16 protein-coding genes and 1 pseudogene are annotated in these 18,782 nt (G+C 75.2%); 12 read left to right on the top strand and 5 right to left on the bottom strand.

Annotated elements, in window-relative coordinates:
• Window positions 1–2: 2 nt before the first annotated feature.
• Window positions 3–2,000 carry a prolyl oligopeptidase family serine peptidase gene (locus ACGFYQ_RS10070; RefSeq protein WP_393741886.1) on the top strand — a complete coding sequence of 666 codons (1,998 nt, stop codon included), beginning with the start codon at window positions 3–5 and terminating at the stop codon, window positions 1,998–2,000.
• A gap of 21 nt (window positions 2,001–2,021) precedes the next feature.
• On the opposite strand, the gene ACGFYQ_RS10065 is transcribed toward ACGFYQ_RS10070, so the two are convergent.
• Complete coding sequence (locus ACGFYQ_RS10065; RefSeq protein ID WP_393742148.1) at window positions 2,022–2,717, bottom strand: hypothetical protein; 696 nt, start codon at window positions 2,715–2,717, stop codon at window positions 2,022–2,024.
• Between the two features lie 107 nt (window positions 2,718–2,824).
• Here ACGFYQ_RS10065 and ACGFYQ_RS10060 point away from each other — a divergent pair.
• The 3 genes and pseudogenes from ACGFYQ_RS10060 to ACGFYQ_RS10050 all read left to right on the top strand — a co-directional run.
• Window positions 2,825–2,990, top strand: a pseudogene (locus ACGFYQ_RS10060) (GNAT family N-acetyltransferase); the annotation flags it as partial.
• Between the two features lie 36 nt (window positions 2,991–3,026).
• Window positions 3,027–3,926: an arginase family protein gene (locus ACGFYQ_RS10055; protein WP_393741884.1), complete on the top strand. Its 900-nt coding sequence runs from the start codon at window positions 3,027–3,029 to the stop codon at window positions 3,924–3,926.
• A 125-nt stretch (window positions 3,927–4,051) separates the two neighbouring features.
• The gene (locus ACGFYQ_RS10050) at window positions 4,052–6,022 is read left to right on the top strand and encodes a DUF5107 domain-containing protein (RefSeq protein ID WP_393741882.1); all 1,971 of its coding nucleotides are present in this window, start codon (window positions 4,052–4,054) and stop codon (window positions 6,020–6,022) included.
• A gap of 204 nt (window positions 6,023–6,226) precedes the next feature.
• Here the strand turns inward: ACGFYQ_RS10050 and ACGFYQ_RS10045 are convergent, their stop codons facing one another.
• Entirely contained in the window at window positions 6,227–7,045 is an 819-nt protein-coding gene (locus tag ACGFYQ_RS10045) for a methyltransferase domain-containing protein (RefSeq protein WP_393741880.1), read from the bottom strand.
• A 191-nt stretch (window positions 7,046–7,236) separates the two neighbouring features.
• Here ACGFYQ_RS10045 and ACGFYQ_RS10040 point away from each other — a divergent pair, with 191 nt between their 5' ends.
• From ACGFYQ_RS10040 to ACGFYQ_RS10030, 3 genes are all read left to right on the top strand, one after another.
• The gene (locus ACGFYQ_RS10040) at window positions 7,237–7,809 is read left to right on the top strand and encodes a TIGR03086 family metal-binding protein (RefSeq protein WP_393741878.1); all 573 of its coding nucleotides are present in this window, start codon (window positions 7,237–7,239) and stop codon (window positions 7,807–7,809) included.
• 131 nt (window positions 7,810–7,940) lie between these two features.
• The gene (locus ACGFYQ_RS10035; RefSeq protein WP_393741876.1) at window positions 7,941–9,158 is read left to right on the top strand and encodes an aminotransferase class I/II-fold pyridoxal phosphate-dependent enzyme; all 1,218 of its coding nucleotides are present in this window, start codon (window positions 7,941–7,943) and stop codon (window positions 9,156–9,158) included.
• 29 nt (window positions 9,159–9,187) lie between these two features.
• A complete protein-coding gene (locus ACGFYQ_RS10030; protein WP_393741874.1) occupies window positions 9,188–10,267 on the top strand; it encodes an MBL fold metallo-hydrolase in 1,080 nt (359 codons plus the stop codon).
• A gap of 229 nt (window positions 10,268–10,496) precedes the next feature.
• On the opposite strand, the gene ACGFYQ_RS10025 is transcribed toward ACGFYQ_RS10030, so the two are convergent.
• The 3 genes from ACGFYQ_RS10025 to ACGFYQ_RS10015 all read right to left on the bottom strand — a co-directional run bounded on the left by ACGFYQ_RS10025 (window position 10,497) and on the right by ACGFYQ_RS10015 (window position 12,402).
• Window positions 10,497–10,763, bottom strand: a complete 267-nt coding sequence (locus ACGFYQ_RS10025) for a hypothetical protein (protein WP_393741872.1) — start codon at window positions 10,761–10,763, stop codon at window positions 10,497–10,499.
• A 224-nt stretch (window positions 10,764–10,987) separates the two neighbouring features.
• Complete coding sequence (locus ACGFYQ_RS10020) at window positions 10,988–11,629, bottom strand: DedA family protein (protein ID WP_393741870.1); 642 nt, start codon at window positions 11,627–11,629, stop codon at window positions 10,988–10,990.
• Window positions 11,626–12,402, bottom strand: coding sequence for an MBL fold metallo-hydrolase (locus tag ACGFYQ_RS10015; protein ID WP_393741868.1), 777 nt, complete (start codon window positions 12,400–12,402; stop codon window positions 11,626–11,628). The genes ACGFYQ_RS10020 and ACGFYQ_RS10015 overlap by 4 nt, the downstream gene beginning before the upstream one ends.
• 131 nt (window positions 12,403–12,533) lie before the next feature.
• On the opposite strand from ACGFYQ_RS10015, the gene ACGFYQ_RS10010 reads away from it, so the two are divergent.
• The 5 genes from ACGFYQ_RS10010 to ACGFYQ_RS09990 all read left to right on the top strand — a co-directional run bounded on the left by ACGFYQ_RS10010 (window position 12,534) and on the right by ACGFYQ_RS09990 (window position 18,743).
• Window positions 12,534–12,938 (top strand): hypothetical protein, encoded by a 405-nt coding sequence (locus ACGFYQ_RS10010; protein ID WP_393741866.1) that lies wholly within the window; start codon window positions 12,534–12,536, stop codon window positions 12,936–12,938.
• Between the two features lie 217 nt (window positions 12,939–13,155).
• On the top strand, window positions 13,156–15,345 hold the full coding sequence (locus ACGFYQ_RS10005; RefSeq protein ID WP_393741864.1) for a phage holin family protein: 2,190 nt from the start codon (window positions 13,156–13,158) through the stop codon (window positions 15,343–15,345).
• A 75-nt stretch (window positions 15,346–15,420) separates the two neighbouring features.
• Window positions 15,421–16,854, top strand: coding sequence for an amino acid permease (locus ACGFYQ_RS10000; protein ID WP_393741862.1), 1,434 nt, complete (start codon window positions 15,421–15,423; stop codon window positions 16,852–16,854).
• Window positions 16,855–16,896: 42 nt separating this feature from the next.
• Window positions 16,897–17,346: an SRPBCC family protein gene (locus tag ACGFYQ_RS09995; protein ID WP_393741860.1), complete on the top strand. Its 450-nt coding sequence runs from the start codon at window positions 16,897–16,899 to the stop codon at window positions 17,344–17,346.
• Between the two features lie 335 nt (window positions 17,347–17,681).
• Window positions 17,682–18,743 carry an ATP-binding protein gene (locus ACGFYQ_RS09990; protein WP_393741858.1) on the top strand — a complete coding sequence of 354 codons (1,062 nt, stop codon included), beginning with the start codon at window positions 17,682–17,684 and terminating at the stop codon, window positions 18,741–18,743.
• Window positions 18,744–18,782 lie beyond the last annotated feature (39 nt).

Below are 18,782 nucleotides of genomic sequence, written 5' to 3'. Positions count from 1 at the left end.
TGATGGCGGTGGTGCCGACCCGGCCCTACGGAAGCTGGCCCTCACCCATCGACGCGGAACTCGCCGCCTCGCTCGACGGGCGGCCCGAGTACGTGGGCACCGTCGGCCCCGAAGTGTGGTGGACCGAGCCCCGGCCCCAGGAAGGCGGCCGCCGCGCCCTCGTACGCCGCCCCGCGGACGGCGGACCCGCGGTCACGGCGCTGCCCGCGCCGTGGAACGTGCGCAGCAGGGTCACCGAGTACGGCGGCCGGCCCTGGGCGGGCGCCGAACGGGCCGAAGGCGGGCCGCTGCTGGTCTTCGTCCACTTCGCCGACCAGCGGCTGTACGCCTACGAGCCGGACGCGCCCGGCGCCGCCGCACCGCGGCCCCTCACGCCCGTCTCCGATGTCGGCGGCGGGCTGCGCTGGGCCGACCCGGTACTGCGGGGCGGCGAAGTCTGGTGCGTGCTGGAGGAGTTCACCGGTCCCGCGCCGACGGACGTACGCCGCGCACTGGCCGCCGTACCGCTGGACGGATCGGCTGCGGAAGACCGCTCGGCGGTACGGGAGTTGACGGACGCCCGGTACCGGTTCAGCACCGGGCCCAGGCTCTCGCCGGACGGGCGGCACGCGGCCTGGCTGGTGTGGGACCACCCGCGGATGCCCTGGGACGGCACCGAGCTGCGGCTCGCCGAGGTCACCGCGGACGGGACCCTCTCCGGGCCCCGGACCGTGCTCGGCGGCCCCGAGGAGTCCGTCGCCCAGGTCGAGTGGACGGCCGACGGGACCCTCCTCGCGGTGAGCGACCGCGGCGGCTGGTGGAACCCGTACCGCGTGGACCCGGGGACGGGCTGGGCGGTCAACCTGTGCCCCCGGGAAGAGGAGTTCGGCGGCGCGCTGTGGAAGCCGGGGCTGCGCTGGCTCGCCCCGCTTCCCGACCGCCTCGTCGCCGTCCTGCACGGCCAGGGCTCCTCGGTGCTCGGCGTCCTGGACCCCGAGAGCGGGGACCTGGTGGACGCGGCCGGACCGTGGACGGCCTGGCAGCCGACCCTCGCCGTCAGCGGCACGCGCGTCTACGGGGTCGCCGCGAGCCCGCGCAGCGCGTACGAGGTGGTGGAGCTGGACACCGCCACCGGGCACACCCGGGTGATCGGCGGCGGCGCCCGGACCGGGCTGGACCGGGTCGACCCCGCCTACTACCCGGAGCCGCAGAGCCGGACCTTCGTCGGCCCCGACAACCGGGAGATCCACGCGCACGTCTACCCGCCGCACCACCCGGCCGTGCGCGCCCCGGCCGACGAACTGCCCCCGTACGTGGTGTGGGCGCACGGCGGCCCCACGGACCACGTGCCGCCCGTACTCGACCTGCACATCGCCTACTTCACCTCGCGCGGCATCGGTGTGGTCGAGGTGAACTACGGCGGCTCCACCGGCTACGGGCGCGCGTACCGGGAGCGGCTGCGCGAGCAGTGGGGCGTGGTGGACGTGGAGGACTGCGCGGCGGTGGCCCGGGCGCTGGCCGCCGAGGGCACCGCCGACCCGGACCGGCTCGCGATCCGCGGCGGCAGCGCGGGCGGCTGGACGGCGGCGGCCTCGCTGGCCGCGACCGACCTGTACGCCTGCGCGGCGATCATCTACCCGGTGCTGGACCTGCTCGGCTTCGCCGCGGAGACCCACGACCTGGAGTCCCGCTACATCGACAGCCTGGCCGGACCGCCGCAGACCCTCGCCTTACGGTGCCGCGAGCGCTCGCCGGTGGCCCGCGCCGACCGGATCACGGCCCCGTTCGTCCTGCTCCAGGGGCTGGACGACCCGGTCTGCCCGCCGGCCCAGGCGGAGCGGTTCCTCGCCGCCATGCGGGGGCGGTCGGTACCGCACGCGTACGTGACCTTCGAGGGCGAGGGGCACGGCTTCCGGCGGGCGGACACGATGATCCGCGCCCTGGAGGCCGAACTGTCGCTGTACACCCAGGTCTTCGGCATCGAGCGGACCGACGTCCCGCCGCTTCGGCTGGAGTCCTAGGGGCGCGGCGGTTCTGCCCGCTCAGGCCGTGTGCAGCCAGACGCGGAGCGGGCCGAGCGGGGTGAAGCCGGCGCGCACGGCCGCGTCGAGGTCGTCGCCCGCCTCGTAGCCGACGACCGGCAGGTCCGGCCAGCGGGCGGCGATCGCGGTGAGGGCGCCCGCCCAGGCGGCGTCGGTATCGGCGTCGTCGTGGGCGAAGAGGTTGGACAGGCCCACCACCGGGTCGCCGCCGCGGTTCGCGACGGCCCCCGCCACGATCCGGCCGTCGGCGCGGCCCGCCAGGAAGGCGATGTCCTCGCCCAGCAGGGCCGGGTGGAACAGCCCGGTGGACTCCTCGCCGTCCCAGGCGGCCTCCCAGGCCTCCAGTTCGTCGGCGGTGGTCACCTCGGACCACTCCAGCCGCGAGCCCGCGGCCGCCGGGGCCCCGGCCGGGCGGTGGATCCACCGGGCCTCGAACAGCACCTCGAAGCCGTCCCCGGCCAGGTCCAGGTCGGCGAAGCTGTCCTTCACCGAGCAGCTGCCGGGGCCGTCGGTGTCGATCGCCGCCACCAGCCCGGCCGCGGAGGCGCCCGGGGCGAGGGAGACGGCATCGGGGTAGAGCGGCGGGGTCCGGCGCGCGCTGCTCCAGACGCCCGGCGCGAACTCGCCGGCCGCTCCGTGGCCGCGCACGACCGCGTCGCACCACTCGGCGTTGTTGCGCGCCGCCGCGAGCAGGATTTCTTCGGGGTCCTGGATGATGATCACCGGGGGATCCTGCCACACCGCCCAGCCTGCGGCGATGAGTTTTTCCACCTACCTCCGCGAGGGCGACCGGGTGGGCCTCCCACCGCCTGGAGGCCGACATGCCAGCCCGGAGACACGGCTTCGATCGCACCGGTCCGGCGCGCGGGCTTCCGGCTGGAGGGACTCTCCCCGGACCTCCTGCACGTCGACGGAGCCTGGCGCGACCACGAACGCTGGGCCGTGACCGCCGAATTGCCGCTTCCGTAGGAGGCGTTCCGGCCCGGCATCGCCCAGGATGGGTCCATGCGATCCCTCGTGCTCCTCGATGCCCCGTCCAACCTCGGCCTGCGCCCGCCCGCGCCCGGCACCGTACCCGGCGTCTACAAGCTGGCCGGGGCCCTGCGCGAACAGGGCCTGCTGGCCCGGCTCGGCGCACGCGAGGGCGGGGTGGTGGTCCCGCCGCGCTACGACCGCGGCGACTGGAAGGAGGGCGACGGCGTGTTCCACGCCGACGCGCTCGCCGCGTACACCGTCACCCTCGCCGACCGGATCGAACGGCACCTGCGGGCGGGGGAGTTCCCCGTCGTGCTCGGCGGGGACTGCTCGATCCAGCTCGGCGCCTCGCTCGCCATGCGCAGGCTCGGCCGGTACGGACTGGCCGCGATCGACGGTTCCGCCGACTTCCGCCACCCCGGCAACGAGGCCGTGAACGGGCCGGTCGGCGCGGCGGGCGGGGAGGAGCTCGCCCTCGCCACCGGACGCGGGCAGGCCGGCCTCTCCGACCTGGAGGGCCGCTCGCCGTACCTGCGGGACGAGGACGTGCGGCTCTTCGGGATCCGGGACGGGGACGCGGACCTCCCGGAGCTGCGCGCGGCCGGGATCCGCACCGCCACCGTCGGGGAGATCCGCGAGCGTGGCGCCGGGCCGGTGGCCCGGGCGGCGCTGGACGGGCTGCACCCGCCGGCCACCGACGGCTTCTGGGTGCACCTGGACGCGGACGCGCTGGACCCGAGCGTCATGCCGGCCGTGGACAGCCCCGACCCCGGCGGCCTGCTCCCCGACGAACTCGCCGAGCTGTTGGGGGTGTTGGTGAGTTCCCCGCGCTGCGTCGGGATCAACGTCACGATCTACGACCCGGACCTGGATCCGGACGGCCGTGCGGGCGCGCTGCTCGCCGACCTGGTCGCGGGCGCCTTCGCGTAGACCGTCGTGCGGGCCGTCGTTCAGGCCTGCGCCCCTGCCTTCGCGTACGCCTTTGCGTAATCCTGACCGGTGGTGATCCGCGGAACCCCTGTGCACCGGCCGCCGTGGCGTGTTCCATTTCCCTCATGGCCACCACCGTCCGCCGCGCCGTACTGACCCTTCCCGCAGCCCCGTTGGGCTCCGACAACCCACTGCCCGCCCTGCGCGCGCCCGACGGGGTACACGTACTGGACGAGCGGGCGTGCGACGGGCTGCCGCGCGACATGGCGCGGCAGATCGGGTACGAGCCGCTGCGCTCGCTGCTGCCCGTGCGGATCCGGGACGGGTACCGGCGGGAGCGCTCGGAGCGGGAGTTCGAGTCGATCGTCATCGAGAACGAACACCTGCGGGTGACCGTGCTGCCGGGGCTCGGCGGGCGCGTCCACTCCCTCGTGCACCTGCCCACCGGTCGTGAACTGCTCTACCGCAACCCGGTGTTCCAGCCCGCCAACTTCGCGCTCAACGGGGCCTGGTTCTCCGGCGGCATCGAGTGGAACACCGGCGCAACCGGGCACACCACCCTCTCCTGCGAGCCGTTGCACGCCGCGCTCGTCCCGGCCCCGGACGGCGGTGTGATGGTCCGGCTGTGGGAGTGGGAGCGGCTGCGCGACCTGCCCTTCCAGGTGGACCTGTGGCTGCCGGAGGACTCGGAGTTCCTCTACGTCGGCGTGCGCGTGCGCAATCCGCACGAGCGGCCCGTGCCCGTGTACTGGTGGTCCAACATCGCCGTTCCCGAGGACGCGGGCACCCGGGTCCTCGCCCCCGCCGACGAGGCCTGGCACTTCGGCTACGAGCGCTCGCTGCGCCGCATCCCGGTACCCGACTGGGAGGGCGCGGACCGCACGTACCCGCTCCGCAGCGAGTACCCGGCCGACTTCTTCTACGAGGTCCACGACGGGGCCCGGCCCTGGATCGCCTCCCTGGACGCCGAGGGGCGGGGGCTCGTGCAGACCTCCACCGGGCGGTTGCGCGGGCGCAAGCTGTTCGTGTGGGGCGCGGGCGGCGGCGGCCGCCGCTGGCAGGAGTGGCTGACAGAGCCGGGCACCGGCGGCTACGCGGAGATCCAGGCGGGGCTGGCCCGCACGCAGCTGGAGCACGTACGGCTGGAGGGCGGGGCGGAGTTCAGCTGGCTGGAGGCGTACGGCCCGCTGTCCGCGGAGCCCGCCGCGGTGCACGGCCCCGACTGGGCGGCGGCCCGCGGCGCGGCGCAGGCCGCGCTGGAGTCCGTACTGCCCCGGGAGCGGGTGGACGAGGCCTACGAGGCGTGGCGCGGCCACGCCGACGGCGAGCCGGGGGAGCGGCTGGCGGCGGGTTCGGGATGGGGCGCGCTGGAGGTGCTGTGCGGCGGCTTCAAGCTGCCGGGCACGCCCTTCGAGGAGTCCACGCTCGGGGAGGCCCAGGAGCCGTGGCTGGAGCTGTGGCGCACGGGGGTCTTCCCGGTCCCGCGCCGGGTGGCTCCGCCGGGGCCGAGCCTGGTCGCCGCGCACTGGCGGGACATGCTGGAGACGGCCCCGGCGGAGCCGCTGACCGAGTACCACCTGGGCGTGGCGCAGTGGCACGCCGGAGACGTGGCCCAGGCGGTACGGAGCTGGGAGCGCGGGCTGGCGCTGGCGCCGTCGCGGTGGCCGCTGCTGCGGTGCCTGGCGGTGGCGGACGCGCTGGCCGGCGATACGGCGAGGGCGGCCGACGGGTACGCGGAGGCCTTCGACGACCTGGCCGGGGAGAGCCGGGGCGGCGAGCCGTGGACGGTCGCGGAGGCCGCGCTGGGGCAGGAGGCGATGGCGGCCCTGTTGGCCGCGGGACGCCTGCCCGAGGCCCGGCGGGTCTGGGACCGGCTGCGGCCCGCGCTGCGTGAGGGGGGCCGCTTCCGGCTGCTCGCCGCGCGGCTGCTGGCGGCGGAGGGCCATGTGGCCGCGGCCCGGCGCGTCTTCGAAGACGGCTTCGAGCTTCCGGACCTCCGGGAGGGCGAGGAGATCCTGGCCGAGGCCTGGTCGGCGCTCACCGATCGCCCGCTCCCCGCGCGGTACGACTTCCGCATGCGGCCGCCGGTGCGGTAGCCGGCGGGCGGGTGCGGCGCCGCTGTCGGGGGCGCTGCCCCCGAACCCCCGCGCCTCAAACGCCGGCGGGGCTGGATTTTCGGCTGATGCCGCCTGCCTGGCGGGGGGCTGGATTGCCCGCAGGGCAATTTCAGCCTCGCCGGCGTTTGAGGCGCGGGGCACGGGGCGGAGCCCCAGCAGCGGCGCGGCCCGGGCAGGCAGAGGTCAGGCCCGGCAGAGGATTTCGCCGTTCAGGACCGAGAACCAAGCGTCCGGGGCGGCGGCCCAGGCGCGCCAGGCCTCCGCGGCGGCGGCCAGGTCCGCGGCCGTCGCGTGGCCGCCGCGGACGGCGATGTCCGCGTACGAGGAGGCCGTCGTGCGGTCCGCCCACAGCGACGACCACCACGCCGTCTCCTCCGGGGAGGCGAAGCACCAGGCCGTCGCCGAGGACGCCACGTCCGTGAAGCCCGCCTCACGCGCCCAGGCCCGCAGCCGGCGACCCGCGTCCGGCTCGCCGCCGTTGGCGCGGGCGACCCGGCGGTACAGGTCCAGCCACTCGTCCAGGCCCGGCGCGGCCGGGTACCAGGTCATCGCCGCGTAGTCGGCGTCCCGCGCGGCCACGATCCCGCCCGGCCGGCACACCCGCCGCATCTCGCGCAGGGCCCGTACCGGGTCGCCGACGTGCTGCAGCACCTGGTGGGCGTGGACCACGTCGAAGGAGCCGTCCGGGAAGTCCAGCGCGTGGACGTCCGCCGTGACGAACTCCACCCCGGCCACGCCGCGCTCCGCCACGTACGCCCGGGCCTGCGCGACCACGTCCCCCGACGCGTCGACGGCGGTCACCCGGCCGCCCGGCGCGACCAGCTCCGCCAGGTCGGCGGTGATCGTGCCCGGGCCGCAGCCCACGTCCAGCACGGACATGCCCGGCCGCAGCTCGCCGATCAGGTACGCGGCCGAGTTCCGCGCCGTGCGCCAGCGGTGCGAGCGCAGCACCGACTCGTGGTGGCCGTGCGTGTAGACGGCGGTCTCCTTGTGGGCGTTCATGGCCTGACCCCTCCTCGTCGAAGCGTTGTCCTCACCGTAGACGATCAGTTCGTGATGTGAGATACGAGTTTCGACATGTGGACACCATCCTTGTGTGTCAAGGGGGTTCGGCGTGGCGGTGGCAGGGAAATGCGGGGGCGAGGAGAGTGGGGCCGAGGGGGGAGACCTCGTGCCACGGGACGGTGAGAGCCATGCCGGAAACGCTGCTCGAACGGCATGCCGAGGCGCTGCGGCTCTTCGGCGAGCGTCTGCGCGCCATCGGGGACGACCAGTGGGACGCGCCGACCCCGTGTGCGGAGTGGAGCGTGCGGGATCTGGTCAACCACGTCACCGGGGAGCAGCTCTGGATCCCGCCGCTGGTCAGCGAGGGCCGCACGGTCGAGGAGATGGGCGACGCGTTCTCCGGCGACGTGCTGGGCGACGACCCGGTCGCCGCCTGGGACAGGGCCGCGTCCGCCGCGCAGGACGCCTTCGCCGAGCCCGGGGCTCTCGACCGGACCGTCAAGCTCTCGTACGGGCCCGCGCTCGGCTCCGCGTACTGCGCGGAGCTGACCGCCGACTGCGTCGTGCACACCTGGGACCTCTCGCGGGGCATCGGGGCCGACGACCGGCTGCCGGACGGCCTCGTCGAGTTCTCCATCAAGGAGGTCATGCCGTACGCCGACGGGCTCGCGGCGAGCGGGATGTACGCCGCTCCGCTGGAGGTTCCGGCGGGAGCGGACGCGCAGACCAGGCTGCTGGGGCTGCTGGGGAGGCGGGGCTGAACCCCGGCGGGCGGCGGTCGGACCGGGTGCAAGCGGGCCCAGAGCGGGCATAGCGCCGCAAATAATCGTATAAAGGTCAGGATTGGCGGAGCTGAGCGGTTCGCGCGCGGAAGGCGGAAACGGTGGAGGGGATGCAGCGCACGACGGCGGAAGGCCGTGGTCCGGTCCGGTACGGACCTCCCGCGCCCCAGCCCGGCCTGCCCGTGCTGCCCGAACTCGTCTCCGTCCTCGCCGCGGCCGCCGGGCGCGCCGCCCCCGAGCCCCCGGGCGGCGGGGACTCCGTCCGCGAGGCCGCCTGCCGGCACTGGGGGCGGCGCGGGCTGCCGACCGCCCCGGAGAACGTGGCCGCCGGGCCCGGGGCTCCGGCGCTGCTGCTCGCGCTGCTCGGCGCGTACGGCGGCGACGTGATGCTGCCCCGGCCCTGTCCCGCCTGGTGGACGCCGCAGGTCCGGCTGCTGGGACGGCGGGCCTATCACGTGCCGACCCCGGCCGAGTGCGGCGGCATCCCTGACCCGTACGCCCTGCTGGAGACCGTACGGCGGGTACGCGCCGAGGGCGGCGACCCGCGCGTACTGTTGCTGTCGGTCGCCGACGACCCGACCGCGACCGTCCCGCCGCCCGAGATGCTGCGCGAGGCCTGCGAGGCCGCCGAATCCACCGGGCTCTTCGTCGTCAGCGACGAGAGCTGGCGCGACACCGTCCACCGGCCGCACGACACCCTGGTCCTGAGCCCCGCCGAGATGCTCCCGGACCAGGCGGCCGTCCTCGTCGACCTGTCCGGAGCGCTGCTGCCCGCCGGCTGGCCCGCGGCCGTGGTCCGCTTCCCCGGCACCCCCAGGGGGACCTGGCTGCGCGCCCGTACCCTCGACGTCCTCACCGCCACCGGCGCGCTGGTCGCCGGACCCGTCGCCGGCGCCGCCGCGCACGCCCTCGACGAACCCGACGCCGTCGCCGGGCGGGCCTCCGCCGCAGCCGCCCTGCACGGTGCGGTCGCCGCCGCCGCGCACCGCGAACTCCTCTCCGTCGGGGCGCTGGCCCGCCCCCCGCAGGCCGGCCGGCACCTCTACGCCGACCTGACCCCGCTGCGCGCCGGACTCGCCCGGCACGGGGTCGGCGACGCCATGGAGCTGGAGGACTGGCTCGGCGGCCGGCTCGGTGCGCCCACCCCGGGCGGGCAGCGGTTCGCGGACGAACCGGTCGCCCTGCGGGTGAGGCTGTCGACCGGGCCGCTGCTGGGCGCCACCCCGGAGGAACGGCTGGCCGCGCTCACCGCACGCGATCCGCTCGCGCTCCCGCACGTACGGCGCTCCCTGGACCTCCTCGGCTCCGTCCTGGCCGGGCTGGTCTGATGCCCGACCCGGTGAACGGAGACTTCCTGATGAGCGACCGGACGGACGCCCCCGCATCCACGGGCGGTGGCGCGGGCGCGGGCGCGGTACGGCCGGCCGCCGGCGCCCGGCGGCCCGCCCCGTCGCCGCCGCTCCCCGCCGCCCCGCGCCCGCTCGGCGAACACCGCCGCTGGCCCCGCTCCTTCGCCGACCGGCTCACCACCCCGCTCCCCGGTGTCCGCGCCTTCGCCCGGCTCGCCCGCGAGGGCGCCTTCCGGCCCGGCCCCGACGGCCTGCGCGGCATCCCCGACCTGCCGTACGAGCCGGCCCCGCTGCCCGCGGCGGTTCCCGGCTCGGTCTGCGTCACCTGGGCCGGACACGCCAGCTGGGTGCTGCAGACCGGCGGGCTGACCGTGCTGACCGACCCCGTCTGGTCCCGGCGGATCCTCGGCACCCCGTCCCGGATGACACCCGTCGGGGTGCGCTGGGAGGACCTGCCGCCCGTGGACGCGGTGGTCATCAGCCACAACCACTACGACCACCTGGACGCGCCCACCCTCAAGCGGCTGCCCCGCGACACCGCGCTCTTCGTCCCGGCCGGCCTGGCCGGCTGGTTCCGCCGCCGCGGCTTCACCCGGGTCACCGAGCTCGACTGGTGGGAATCGGCCGAACTAGGCGGCGTACGCTTCGAGTTCGTACCGGCCCACCATTGGTCGAAACGCTCGCTGATCGACACCTGCCGGTCCCTGTGGGGTGGCTGGATCCTGACCGACACCCTGAGCCCCGCGCCGAAGAAGCTCTACTTCGCCGGCGACACCGGCTACGGCCGCTGGTTCGCGGAGATCGGCCGCCGCCACCCCGGTATCGACCTCGCGCTCCTGCCCATCGGCGCCTACGCCCCGCGCTGGTGGCTGGGCGACGTCCACGCCGACCCGGAGGAGGCCGTCCAGGCCTGCCTCGACCTCGGTGCCCGGCGGATGGCCCCCATGCACTGGGCCACCTTCGTCCTCTCCGCCGAACCGGTCATGGAACCCCTGCACCGCGCCCGGGCCGCCTGGGCCCGCGCGGGCCTGCCCCGCGACCACCTCTGGGACCTCGCGATCGGCGCCTCGCGCACGCTCGAAGGCTAAGGGCTGTCCCGTAATCCCCGGCGGGCGCACGACGCCAGCTACGGCACCTCGCTGCGTTGTCGGAACGCCCGAATACGCCCAGTATGGGGGCGCCCCTCCGCCTTGCGATGCACCGCATCTGACGCCGTGCGCTGATCCACCGGGGATTACGGGACAGCCCTTAGTCACCACACCTGGGGCGGCCAGACCGATGGCCCTGCACCAACTGGCGTCGGGGCCCTCGTGGTTGCTACTTCGGAGCCACCTGACAGGCCTGGGCCGCGACATCCTTGGAGATGCCGGCCTCGTCGAGGCTGGCGGTGCAGCTGGTCTGGTTACCGATCTGGCCCTCGTAGCACGCCTGCCGGACGGCGTCCTTGACCTGCGCGTTCTGCTGCCCGACGTGTTGCTCACAGGCCTGGATGTCCGCGTGGGCGACCGGGGCGGTGACGACGATGCCGCCGACGGCGAGGGCCAGGCCGGCGAGGATGCTGGGGATACGAGCCGACGAACGCATGCGGATGCACCTGCTCTCTCGGTCGGTCACGCGATCCGCGAGTGCGCCGGACCACGGGCGGGGGCGGCGCGGAGCAGGTCCTAGGGGCGACCGGCTCGACGCATCGGTCACCCTCGCCCTTCCGACGCTAGAGCACGGCACCGGTGCACGCACTTCAGGCCGACCGGGCAATGTTCAGGACCGTCCGATGAGGAAGTACCTGGAACCCGAAACGCACTTGAGATCTAGTCCTCCTTCGGGACCGGTCCCCGCAGCCGGCGCCACACCGACGGGCCCGCGCTGATCAGCAGGGTCAGACCCACCGCGAGGGCCACGCCCTTCCAGGGCTCCGAGAACAGCGAACCGCCCAGGATGCCGATCAGGCCGTACGTCGCCGCCCACGCGAGGCAGGCCGGGGCGTCGCCGCGGGCGAAGCGGCGCAGGGGCAGCCGCGCCAGCAGACAGGCCAGCATCACCGGGATCCGCCCCGCCGGAACCAGCCGGGACACCACCAGGACCAGCACCCCGTGCTCGTCCAGCCCCCTCCGCGCCTGCTCCAGCCGCTCGGGCGTGGCCCGCCCGCGCAGCGCCTCCAGCCGGCGCGAGCCGTTGCGCGACCGCACCCCGCGCTGCCCGAGCCAGTACAGTGCGACGTCCCCGGTGAACGCCGCCAGCGCCGACACCCCGAACACCAGCAACACCCCGAAGGGCAACGAGTCCTGATGGAACGCCACCACGGCCGCCGAACTCACCAGAGCCCCGGTCGGGATCACCGGCACCAGCGCGCCGAGCGCCACCAGCACGAACAACGCCGGGTACCCCACCGCCTGCTGGGTGGTCTCCGGCGGCACCTGCCCGGCCGCCGTCACGATGTCGCGCCAGGTCACGGCAGCCGCACCCGCTCCCCGTGGGCGGGCACCCGTACGGTCACCTTCGGCGCGAGCCGTCCCGCGCGGCGCTCGAACTCCACGCCCGGCGCGTGGAACTCGTGCGGACGCACCGCGTCCATCCCGATCGGCCAGTACGTCCCGTAGTGCACCGGGACCGCCGCCGCAGGGGCCAGCTCGGCCAGCGCCCGCGCCGCCCGCCCCGCGTCCAGGTGCCCCGGCCCCAGGTACGGCCCCCAGCCGCCCACCGGCAGCAGGGCCACGTCCACCGGGCCGACCTCCCGGGCCATCGTGTCGAACAGCCCGGTGTCCCCGGCGAAATAGGTACGGGCCTCGCCCTCGACCACGTACCCGAGGGCCGGGGCGAGATGCGGCCCGAACGGCAGCCGCCGCCCGTCGTGCAGGGCGCTGACCGCCCGTACCCGTACGCCGCCCCGTACCGGGACCTCGTCGCCCGGGGCCACCTCCGTCACCGCCAGCCCGCGCAGTCCCGCGATCCGCGCCAGCCCCGGCACCGCCCGGCGCGCACCCCGCGGCACCAGCAGCCGGGTGCCGGGCGCCAGCCGCTCCAGCGAGGGCAGGTGCAGATGGTCGGCGTGCAGGTGCGACACCAGCACCACGTCGGCCCGCGCCGCCTCGGGCGGGGGCACCGGCCCGCGCCGCCGCCGCAGATGGGCGAGGCGCCGGGCGAACAGCGGATCCGTCAGCAGCCGGACCCCGGAGTCCTCGACCGTGCACGTGGCATGCCCCCACCAGGTGACCTCCACCGGCATCCGGCCCTCCCTCCCGCGCCCGTCCCGTCCCGCCCCTCACCGAGCCTAAAGGCTGCCCCGAGGATCCGCCCGGAACCGGAACCTCGCCGCCCTCTCCTCCCCGGCGGCCGATCGGAGTAGGGTCGGGCGGCATGGAAGAGCTGCGCGTGGCCGCGATCGCCAGCCTGGCCCCGCTCGAAGACCTCGACGCCGACCCCTTCGCCGTGGACACCCGGAGCCAGCACGCCGTGTGCGTGCGCTGGGCCGCCGACCACGGGTACGTCGTGACGAGGCAACTGCTCGTCTACGGGCTGCGCGCCGACCACTGCGGGCTCTGGTCCGACATCGACGCCGGGCAGGTCGACCTCTTCGTCGCCGCCAACCACCGCGTGCTGGCCCGCGCGCTGCGCTCCGTCGAGGAGTTCAGCGCCGAGTGCGAGCGGCGCGGTGTCCGACTGGAGACCGCCGGGCACCAAGAGCCGCCGTACACCTCCGCGATGAAGGCCGAGGTGCACCGCCGGCTGTCCATGCCGACCGCGGGCTACGACGGTACGTAACCGCCGGCTACGACGGCACCTGAGCGCCGGCTACGACCGTACGTAACCGGCGGCTACGACGGCACCGGACTGCCGGGCTGCAACGGCACCTGACCCGCGGCCACGACGGCACCTGACCGGCAGGTCCCGCGCACCGGTGCGCCGTCCGTGTCGCCCGGCCGGGTGAGCCCGCCTGTGCGAGCCTGGAAGGCGGGACGGGGCGCGCGGGAGGTGGGGCGTGGTGCGAGGACGGTGGCGGAGCGCGGGCGGGGCCCTGGTGCGGGTGATCCTCGTCTGGGCGGTGTCCACGCTGACGATGGTCGCGCTGGCCGGGATCCTGCCGGACTTCCGGCTCCGGTCCGGCGACGACGACAGCATCACGCAGATCGGGCTGACCGCCGCCTGGGGCGCCGGGGCCTTCGGTCTGCTGAGCGCGCTCGTCTGGCCCGTGCTCGTACGGGCCCTGCTGCTGGTGCCCGCCCTGGTGCTCGGGCTGCTCGTCTTCTTCCTCAACGGCTCGCTGCTGCTCATAGCCCTCGACCTGATCCCCGCCGGGCGGGGCGAAGTGGCCCCCGAGACCGCGGTGGTCGTGGCCGCCGTGATGTCCGCCGTGGCCTCGGCGACCTCGACCGCGCTCGCGGTGCGCGACGACGAGGCGTACCGGCGGCGCCTCTACCGCCTCGCCGACCGGCGCCGCCGCCGACTGCGGAGGGCGGGTGCGCCCGGGGCCGGCGGGGCCGCGCCCGGTCTGGTCTTCCTCCAGCTCGACGGGGTCGGGTACGAGGTGCTGCGCCGCGCGGCCGGCAGCGGCCTGATGCCGACCGTCGCCGACTGGCTGGACGGCAGCCACCGCATCGCCTCCTGGCGCACCGACTGGTCGAGCCAGACCGGCGCCAGCCAGCTCGGCATCCTGCACGGCTCCACCTTCGACGTGCCCGCGTTCCGCTGGTACGAGAAGGACACCGGCGAGGTGATGGTCTGCAACCGGCCCACCAGCGCCGCCGAACTCCAGCGGCGGGCGGTGGAGCGGACCGCGGACGGCGGGCTGCTCACCCTCGACGGGGCCAGCCGGGGCAACCTGTTCAGCGGGGGCGCGGACCAACTGGCGCTCGTGCTCTCGGTCTCCGCCCGCCGCGGCCGGGCGAACCGGTCCCGCGCGGGCTACTTCGCGTACTTCTCCGATCCGGCCAACGCCGTCCGCACGGCCCTGTCCTTCGTCGCCGAGGCGGGACGGGAGATCGGCCAGTCGCTGCGCGCCCGGATCCGCGGGGACCGGCCGCGCGTGGCGCGCGGCGGGCTGTACCCGCTGATCCGGGCCTTCGCGACCGTGGTCGAACGGGACGTGGTCGTGGCGGCGGTGATCGGCGACATGCTCGCCGGGCGCGCCGCGGTCTACGCCGACCTGGTCGCCTACGACGAGGTCGCGCACCACTCCGGCCCGCACGGCCGGGACACCGACCGGGTGCTGGAACGCCTCGACCGGAGCCTCGCGCTGATCGCCCGGGTCGCCGAGCACGCGCCGCGCGCGTACCGGATCGTGCTGCTCTCCGACCACGGGCAGAGCCCGGGGGAGACCTTCCTCGGCCGGTACGGGCTGACCCTCAAGGACCTGGTCCGGGCGGGCTGCGGGCTGCCGGTCTCGCGCCGGGCGGGCCGCACCCGCAGCGGGGCCGAGGCGCGGGCGGCCGTGCTGGCGGCCCTGCACCGGCCGGTGGAGGAGGACGCGGAGGCCCGCCCGGGGCCGGGCTCGGACCCGGTGGTGCTCGCCTCCGGCAATCTCGGGCTGATCTCCTTCCCGGACGTCCCCGGCCGGGCCTCGCGCGAGCGCGTCGAGCGCGCGCACCCTGCCCTGCTGCCCACCCTGGCGAACCACCCCGGCGTGGGCTTCCTGCTGGTGGACGGCGTGGTGCTGGGCCCGGGCGGGGCGGTGGCACGCCTCGACGTGCCGGGGGAGGCGGAGGAGCTGCTGGCTCCCTACGGCCCCGGGGCGGCCGAGGCCGTCCGCCGCACCGACACCTTCCCGCACGTGGCCGACATCATGGTGAACTCGGCGTACGACCCGGAGACGGGCGCGGTGCACGCTTTCGAGGAGCAGATCGGCTCGCACGGCGGCCTGGGCGGGGAGCAGGGGCACCCGTTCCTGATGTGGCCGACGGAGCTGTCGGATCCGGGCCGCGAGCTGGTGGGCGCCGAGGCGGTGCACGGCGTACTCCGCCGCTGGCTGCGGGAGGCGGACGGGCCGCAGCTGCCGGTGGCTCCGCCGCTGGGTGAGCCCGCGAGGCAGTCGGTGGCTCCGCCGGTGCGGCCGACCGTGGAGAGCTCCGGCGGGAGGGCCGCGCGGACGCTGCCGCAGGATCCCCCGTCCGGAGGCGTCATTGGCGGAACCTTTCCTTCCGTAGAGCTGCCCACGCCGGACGAAACCCGCTGATTTGGTACCGCCTTTGCGGTGGCCGACCATGTGTCGACCTGCCCACCATGTGAGACAACGCGAGGCGCACCACCGATGACCAGCACCGCAGCCCCAGCAACCGAGGGCAGCGCAGCCCCGCCGACCGAGGCCGCAACCGTCCCCGGACCCCCGGCACCCGCCCGGGAGGGCGACCGGCGCTTCGGCCTCCCCGTCGCCACCTGCCTGGTCATGGGAAACATCATCGGCGGCGGGATCTTCCTCCTGCCCGCCTCGGTCGCCCCCTTCGGCACCATCAGCCTCGTCGCCTTCGCCGTGCTCACCCTCGGCGCGATCGCCCTCGCCCTCGTCTTCGGCCGTCTCGCCCAGCGGCACCCGCAGACCGGCGGCCCGTACGTCTACGCCCGCGCCGCCTTCGGCGACTTCGCCGGTTTCCTCGCCGCCTGGAGCTACTGGATCACCACCTGGGTCTCCAACGCGGCCCTCGCGGTGGCGGCCGTCGGCTACCTCTGCGTGCTCTTCCCCGCCGTCGGCGCGCACAAGTGGTCCATGTGTCTGGCCGCCCTCGCCGTGCAGTGGCTGCCGGCGCTCGCCAACCTGGCCGGCACCCGGTACATCGGTGCCGTCCAACTGGTCTCCACCGTCCTGAAGTTCGCCCCGCTGCTGTTCGTCGCCGTGGGCGGTCTCCTCTTCTTCGACCCGGCCAACCTCGGCCCCTTCCGGGCCACCGACCAGAGCGCGATCGGCGCCGTCTCCGCCTCCGCGGCGATCCTGCTCTTCAGCTACCTGGGCGTCGAATCCGCCGCCGTCAGCGCCGGCGAGGTCCGCGACCCGGCCCGCAACGTCGGCCGGGCCACCATCCTGGGCACCGTCGGCGCGGCCACCGTCTACCTGCTGGGCACCCTCGCCGTCTTCGGCCTGGTCGCCCACGACAGCCTGGTCTCCTCCCAGGCCCCCTTCACGGACGCCGTCGACGCCATGTTCTCCGCAGATGGCGGGGCCGGCGGCACCTGGGGCGGCACCGTCGTCGCCTGCGCGGCGGTGATCTCGATGGCGGGCGCCCTCAACGGCTGGACCCTGCTCAGCGCGCAGACCCCGTACGCCGCCGCCAAGGACGGCCTCTTCCCGAAGGCCTTCGAGACGAAGAGGCGCGGCGTACCGGTGGTCGGCGTGATCGTCACGGCCGTCCTCGCCTCGGCGCTGACCGTCTACAACTACACCTTCGGCTCGCAGGGCGTCTTCGAGATCCTGGTCCTGGTCACCACCTTCACCGCGACCGTCCCGTACCTGCTCTCCACCGCCGCGCAGCTCTACTTCCTGCTCTCGGGCCGCTCCGAGCGCGTCCACCGGGGCCGCCTGGTCCGCGACGCCGTCCTCGCCTGCCTGGCCTTCGCCTTCTCGATGTGGCTGGTGGCCGGCTCCGGCTACGCCGCCGTCTACCAGGGCGTGCTGTTCCTCTTCGCGGGCGTCCTCGTGTACGCCGTGATGTCCGCCCGGAAGGGGCGCGCGACCGTTTCACCCGCGGGGTAATTTGGAAGGAGAGGACAGTCAGGGGGGCTCTAAGGGGTCGCCATGTCCGCGATCAGCAACACCATCGAGATCGACCGCACGCCGGAGGACGTCTACTCGTACGTGACGGACCCCACGCACCTGCCGGAGTGGCAGGACAGCGCCGTGTCCGCCGTTCCCATGGGCGACCTCCCCGTCCACGTCGGTTCGAAGGTCGTCGTCACCCGGCAGGTCGGCAAGCGCAGGATCCCCACGACCATGGAGTTCACGGAACTCGACCCGCCGAGGAGCTGGCACATCCACGGCGTCGAAGGACCGGTCCGGCCGGACGTACGGGGCTACATCGAACCCCTCGACGGCGGGACCCGTTCACGCGTCACCCTGTCCGTCGACTTCGAGGGCCACGGCATGGGCAGGGCGCTGGTCCCCCTCGCGGTCAAGCCCATGCTCCGCAAGGAGATGCCCCGAAGCGAGGAGAAGCTCAAGCACCTGCTGGAGCACACCGCGAGCTGACTCCGGGGCCCGGTCCGGGTCCTGCTCCGCACCCCGGGAAAAACCGGATGCCCCGGGTCGTGGGGGGGGGGGGGCCCCGCGGGGCCGCCCCCCCCCCCCCCCCCCCCCCCCCCCCCCCCCCCCCCCCCCCCCCCGGCGCCGCCCCCCCCCGGGGCGCGGGGCGGAGCCCCGGCAGCCCACCCCGGCGCCGCCGCCCCCCCCCCCGGGGGGGGGGGGGGGGGGGGGGGGCGGGGGCCCGCCCCCCCCCCCCCCCCCCGCGCGGGGGGCGGGGGGGGGGGGGCCCCCCCCCCCCCCCCCCCCCCCCACGACCCGAACTCCCGAGGACATCCACGCCCGTGCAGGCTGCCGTCACCGTCACCCCCGCCCAGATCCCCGAACTGCTCCTCGGCCTCGCCACCGTGCGGCCCGTGTTCCTCTGGGGGGCGCCCGGAATCGGGAAGTCCTCGCTGGTACGGAAGTTCGCCGACTCCCTCGGCCTGGAGTGCGTCAGCCTCCTCGGCACGCAGCTCGCCCCCGAGGACCTGATCGGCGTACCGCAGATCCGGGACGGCCGATCCGTCTTCTGCCCGCCCGAGGCCATCGCGCGCGACGAGCCGTACTGCCTCTTCCTCGACGAGCTCAACGCCGCGTCCCCGGACGTCCAGAAGGCCTTCTACTCGCTGATCCTGGACCGCCGCATCGGCTCGTACGAGCTCCCCGCGGGCTCCATCGTCATCGGCGCGGGCAACCGCGCCACGGACAACGCGCTGGCCCGGCCCATCGCCTCCGCCCTCGTCAACCGCCTCACCCACGTCCACCTCCAGGCGTCCGCGCGGGACTGGCTGGTGTGGGCCGGCGAGAACGGCATCCACCCCTGGGTCACGGACTACCTCACCGACCGCCCCGACCACCTGTGGTCGCAGCCGCCCAAGACCGAGGAGGCGTTCTCCACGCCCCGCTCCTGGCACATGCTCTCCGACGCCCTGCACTCCTTCGGGACCGGCCTCGACGAGCAGACCCTGAAGGTCGTCGCGCACGGCACCCTCACCCCCGCCCACGCCGTCTCCTTCTGCGGCTACGCCAAGATCGTCCGCCACACCTTCGGCATCGAGGCGATCCTGAAGGGCGACGCGAGCTGGCCGCGCCGTACGGAGGACCGGGACCTGCTGTACTACCTGGCCGAGGCCTTCCGGGGACGCCTGGTCAAGGAACTCCCCGCGCAGCGCGAACACGTCTCGCCCGCCGTCCGGCAGACCGCCTACCGCGCCAAATCGCTCCTGGTCCAGCTCGCCGAGATCTCCGTCGAGGTCGCGCAGACCGTCATCGCCGACGACGCCGACGGCCTGCCCGTCCTGCCCGCCTGGTTCCTCGTCGAGGCCGCCCGCGACATGCCCCGCCTGGTCGAGGCCCGCCGGTGAGCCCGCTGCGCTCCCGCGCGGGGCACCGGCCGGGCCGGG

It is taken from the genome of Streptomyces sp. NPDC048258 (assembly GCF_043201995.1).
Taxonomy (GTDB): domain Bacteria; phylum Actinomycetota; class Actinomycetes; order Streptomycetales; family Streptomycetaceae; genus Streptomyces.
Note: the sequence above shows the minus strand (reverse complement) of the source record. Positions and strands in the feature narration are given on the sequence as shown.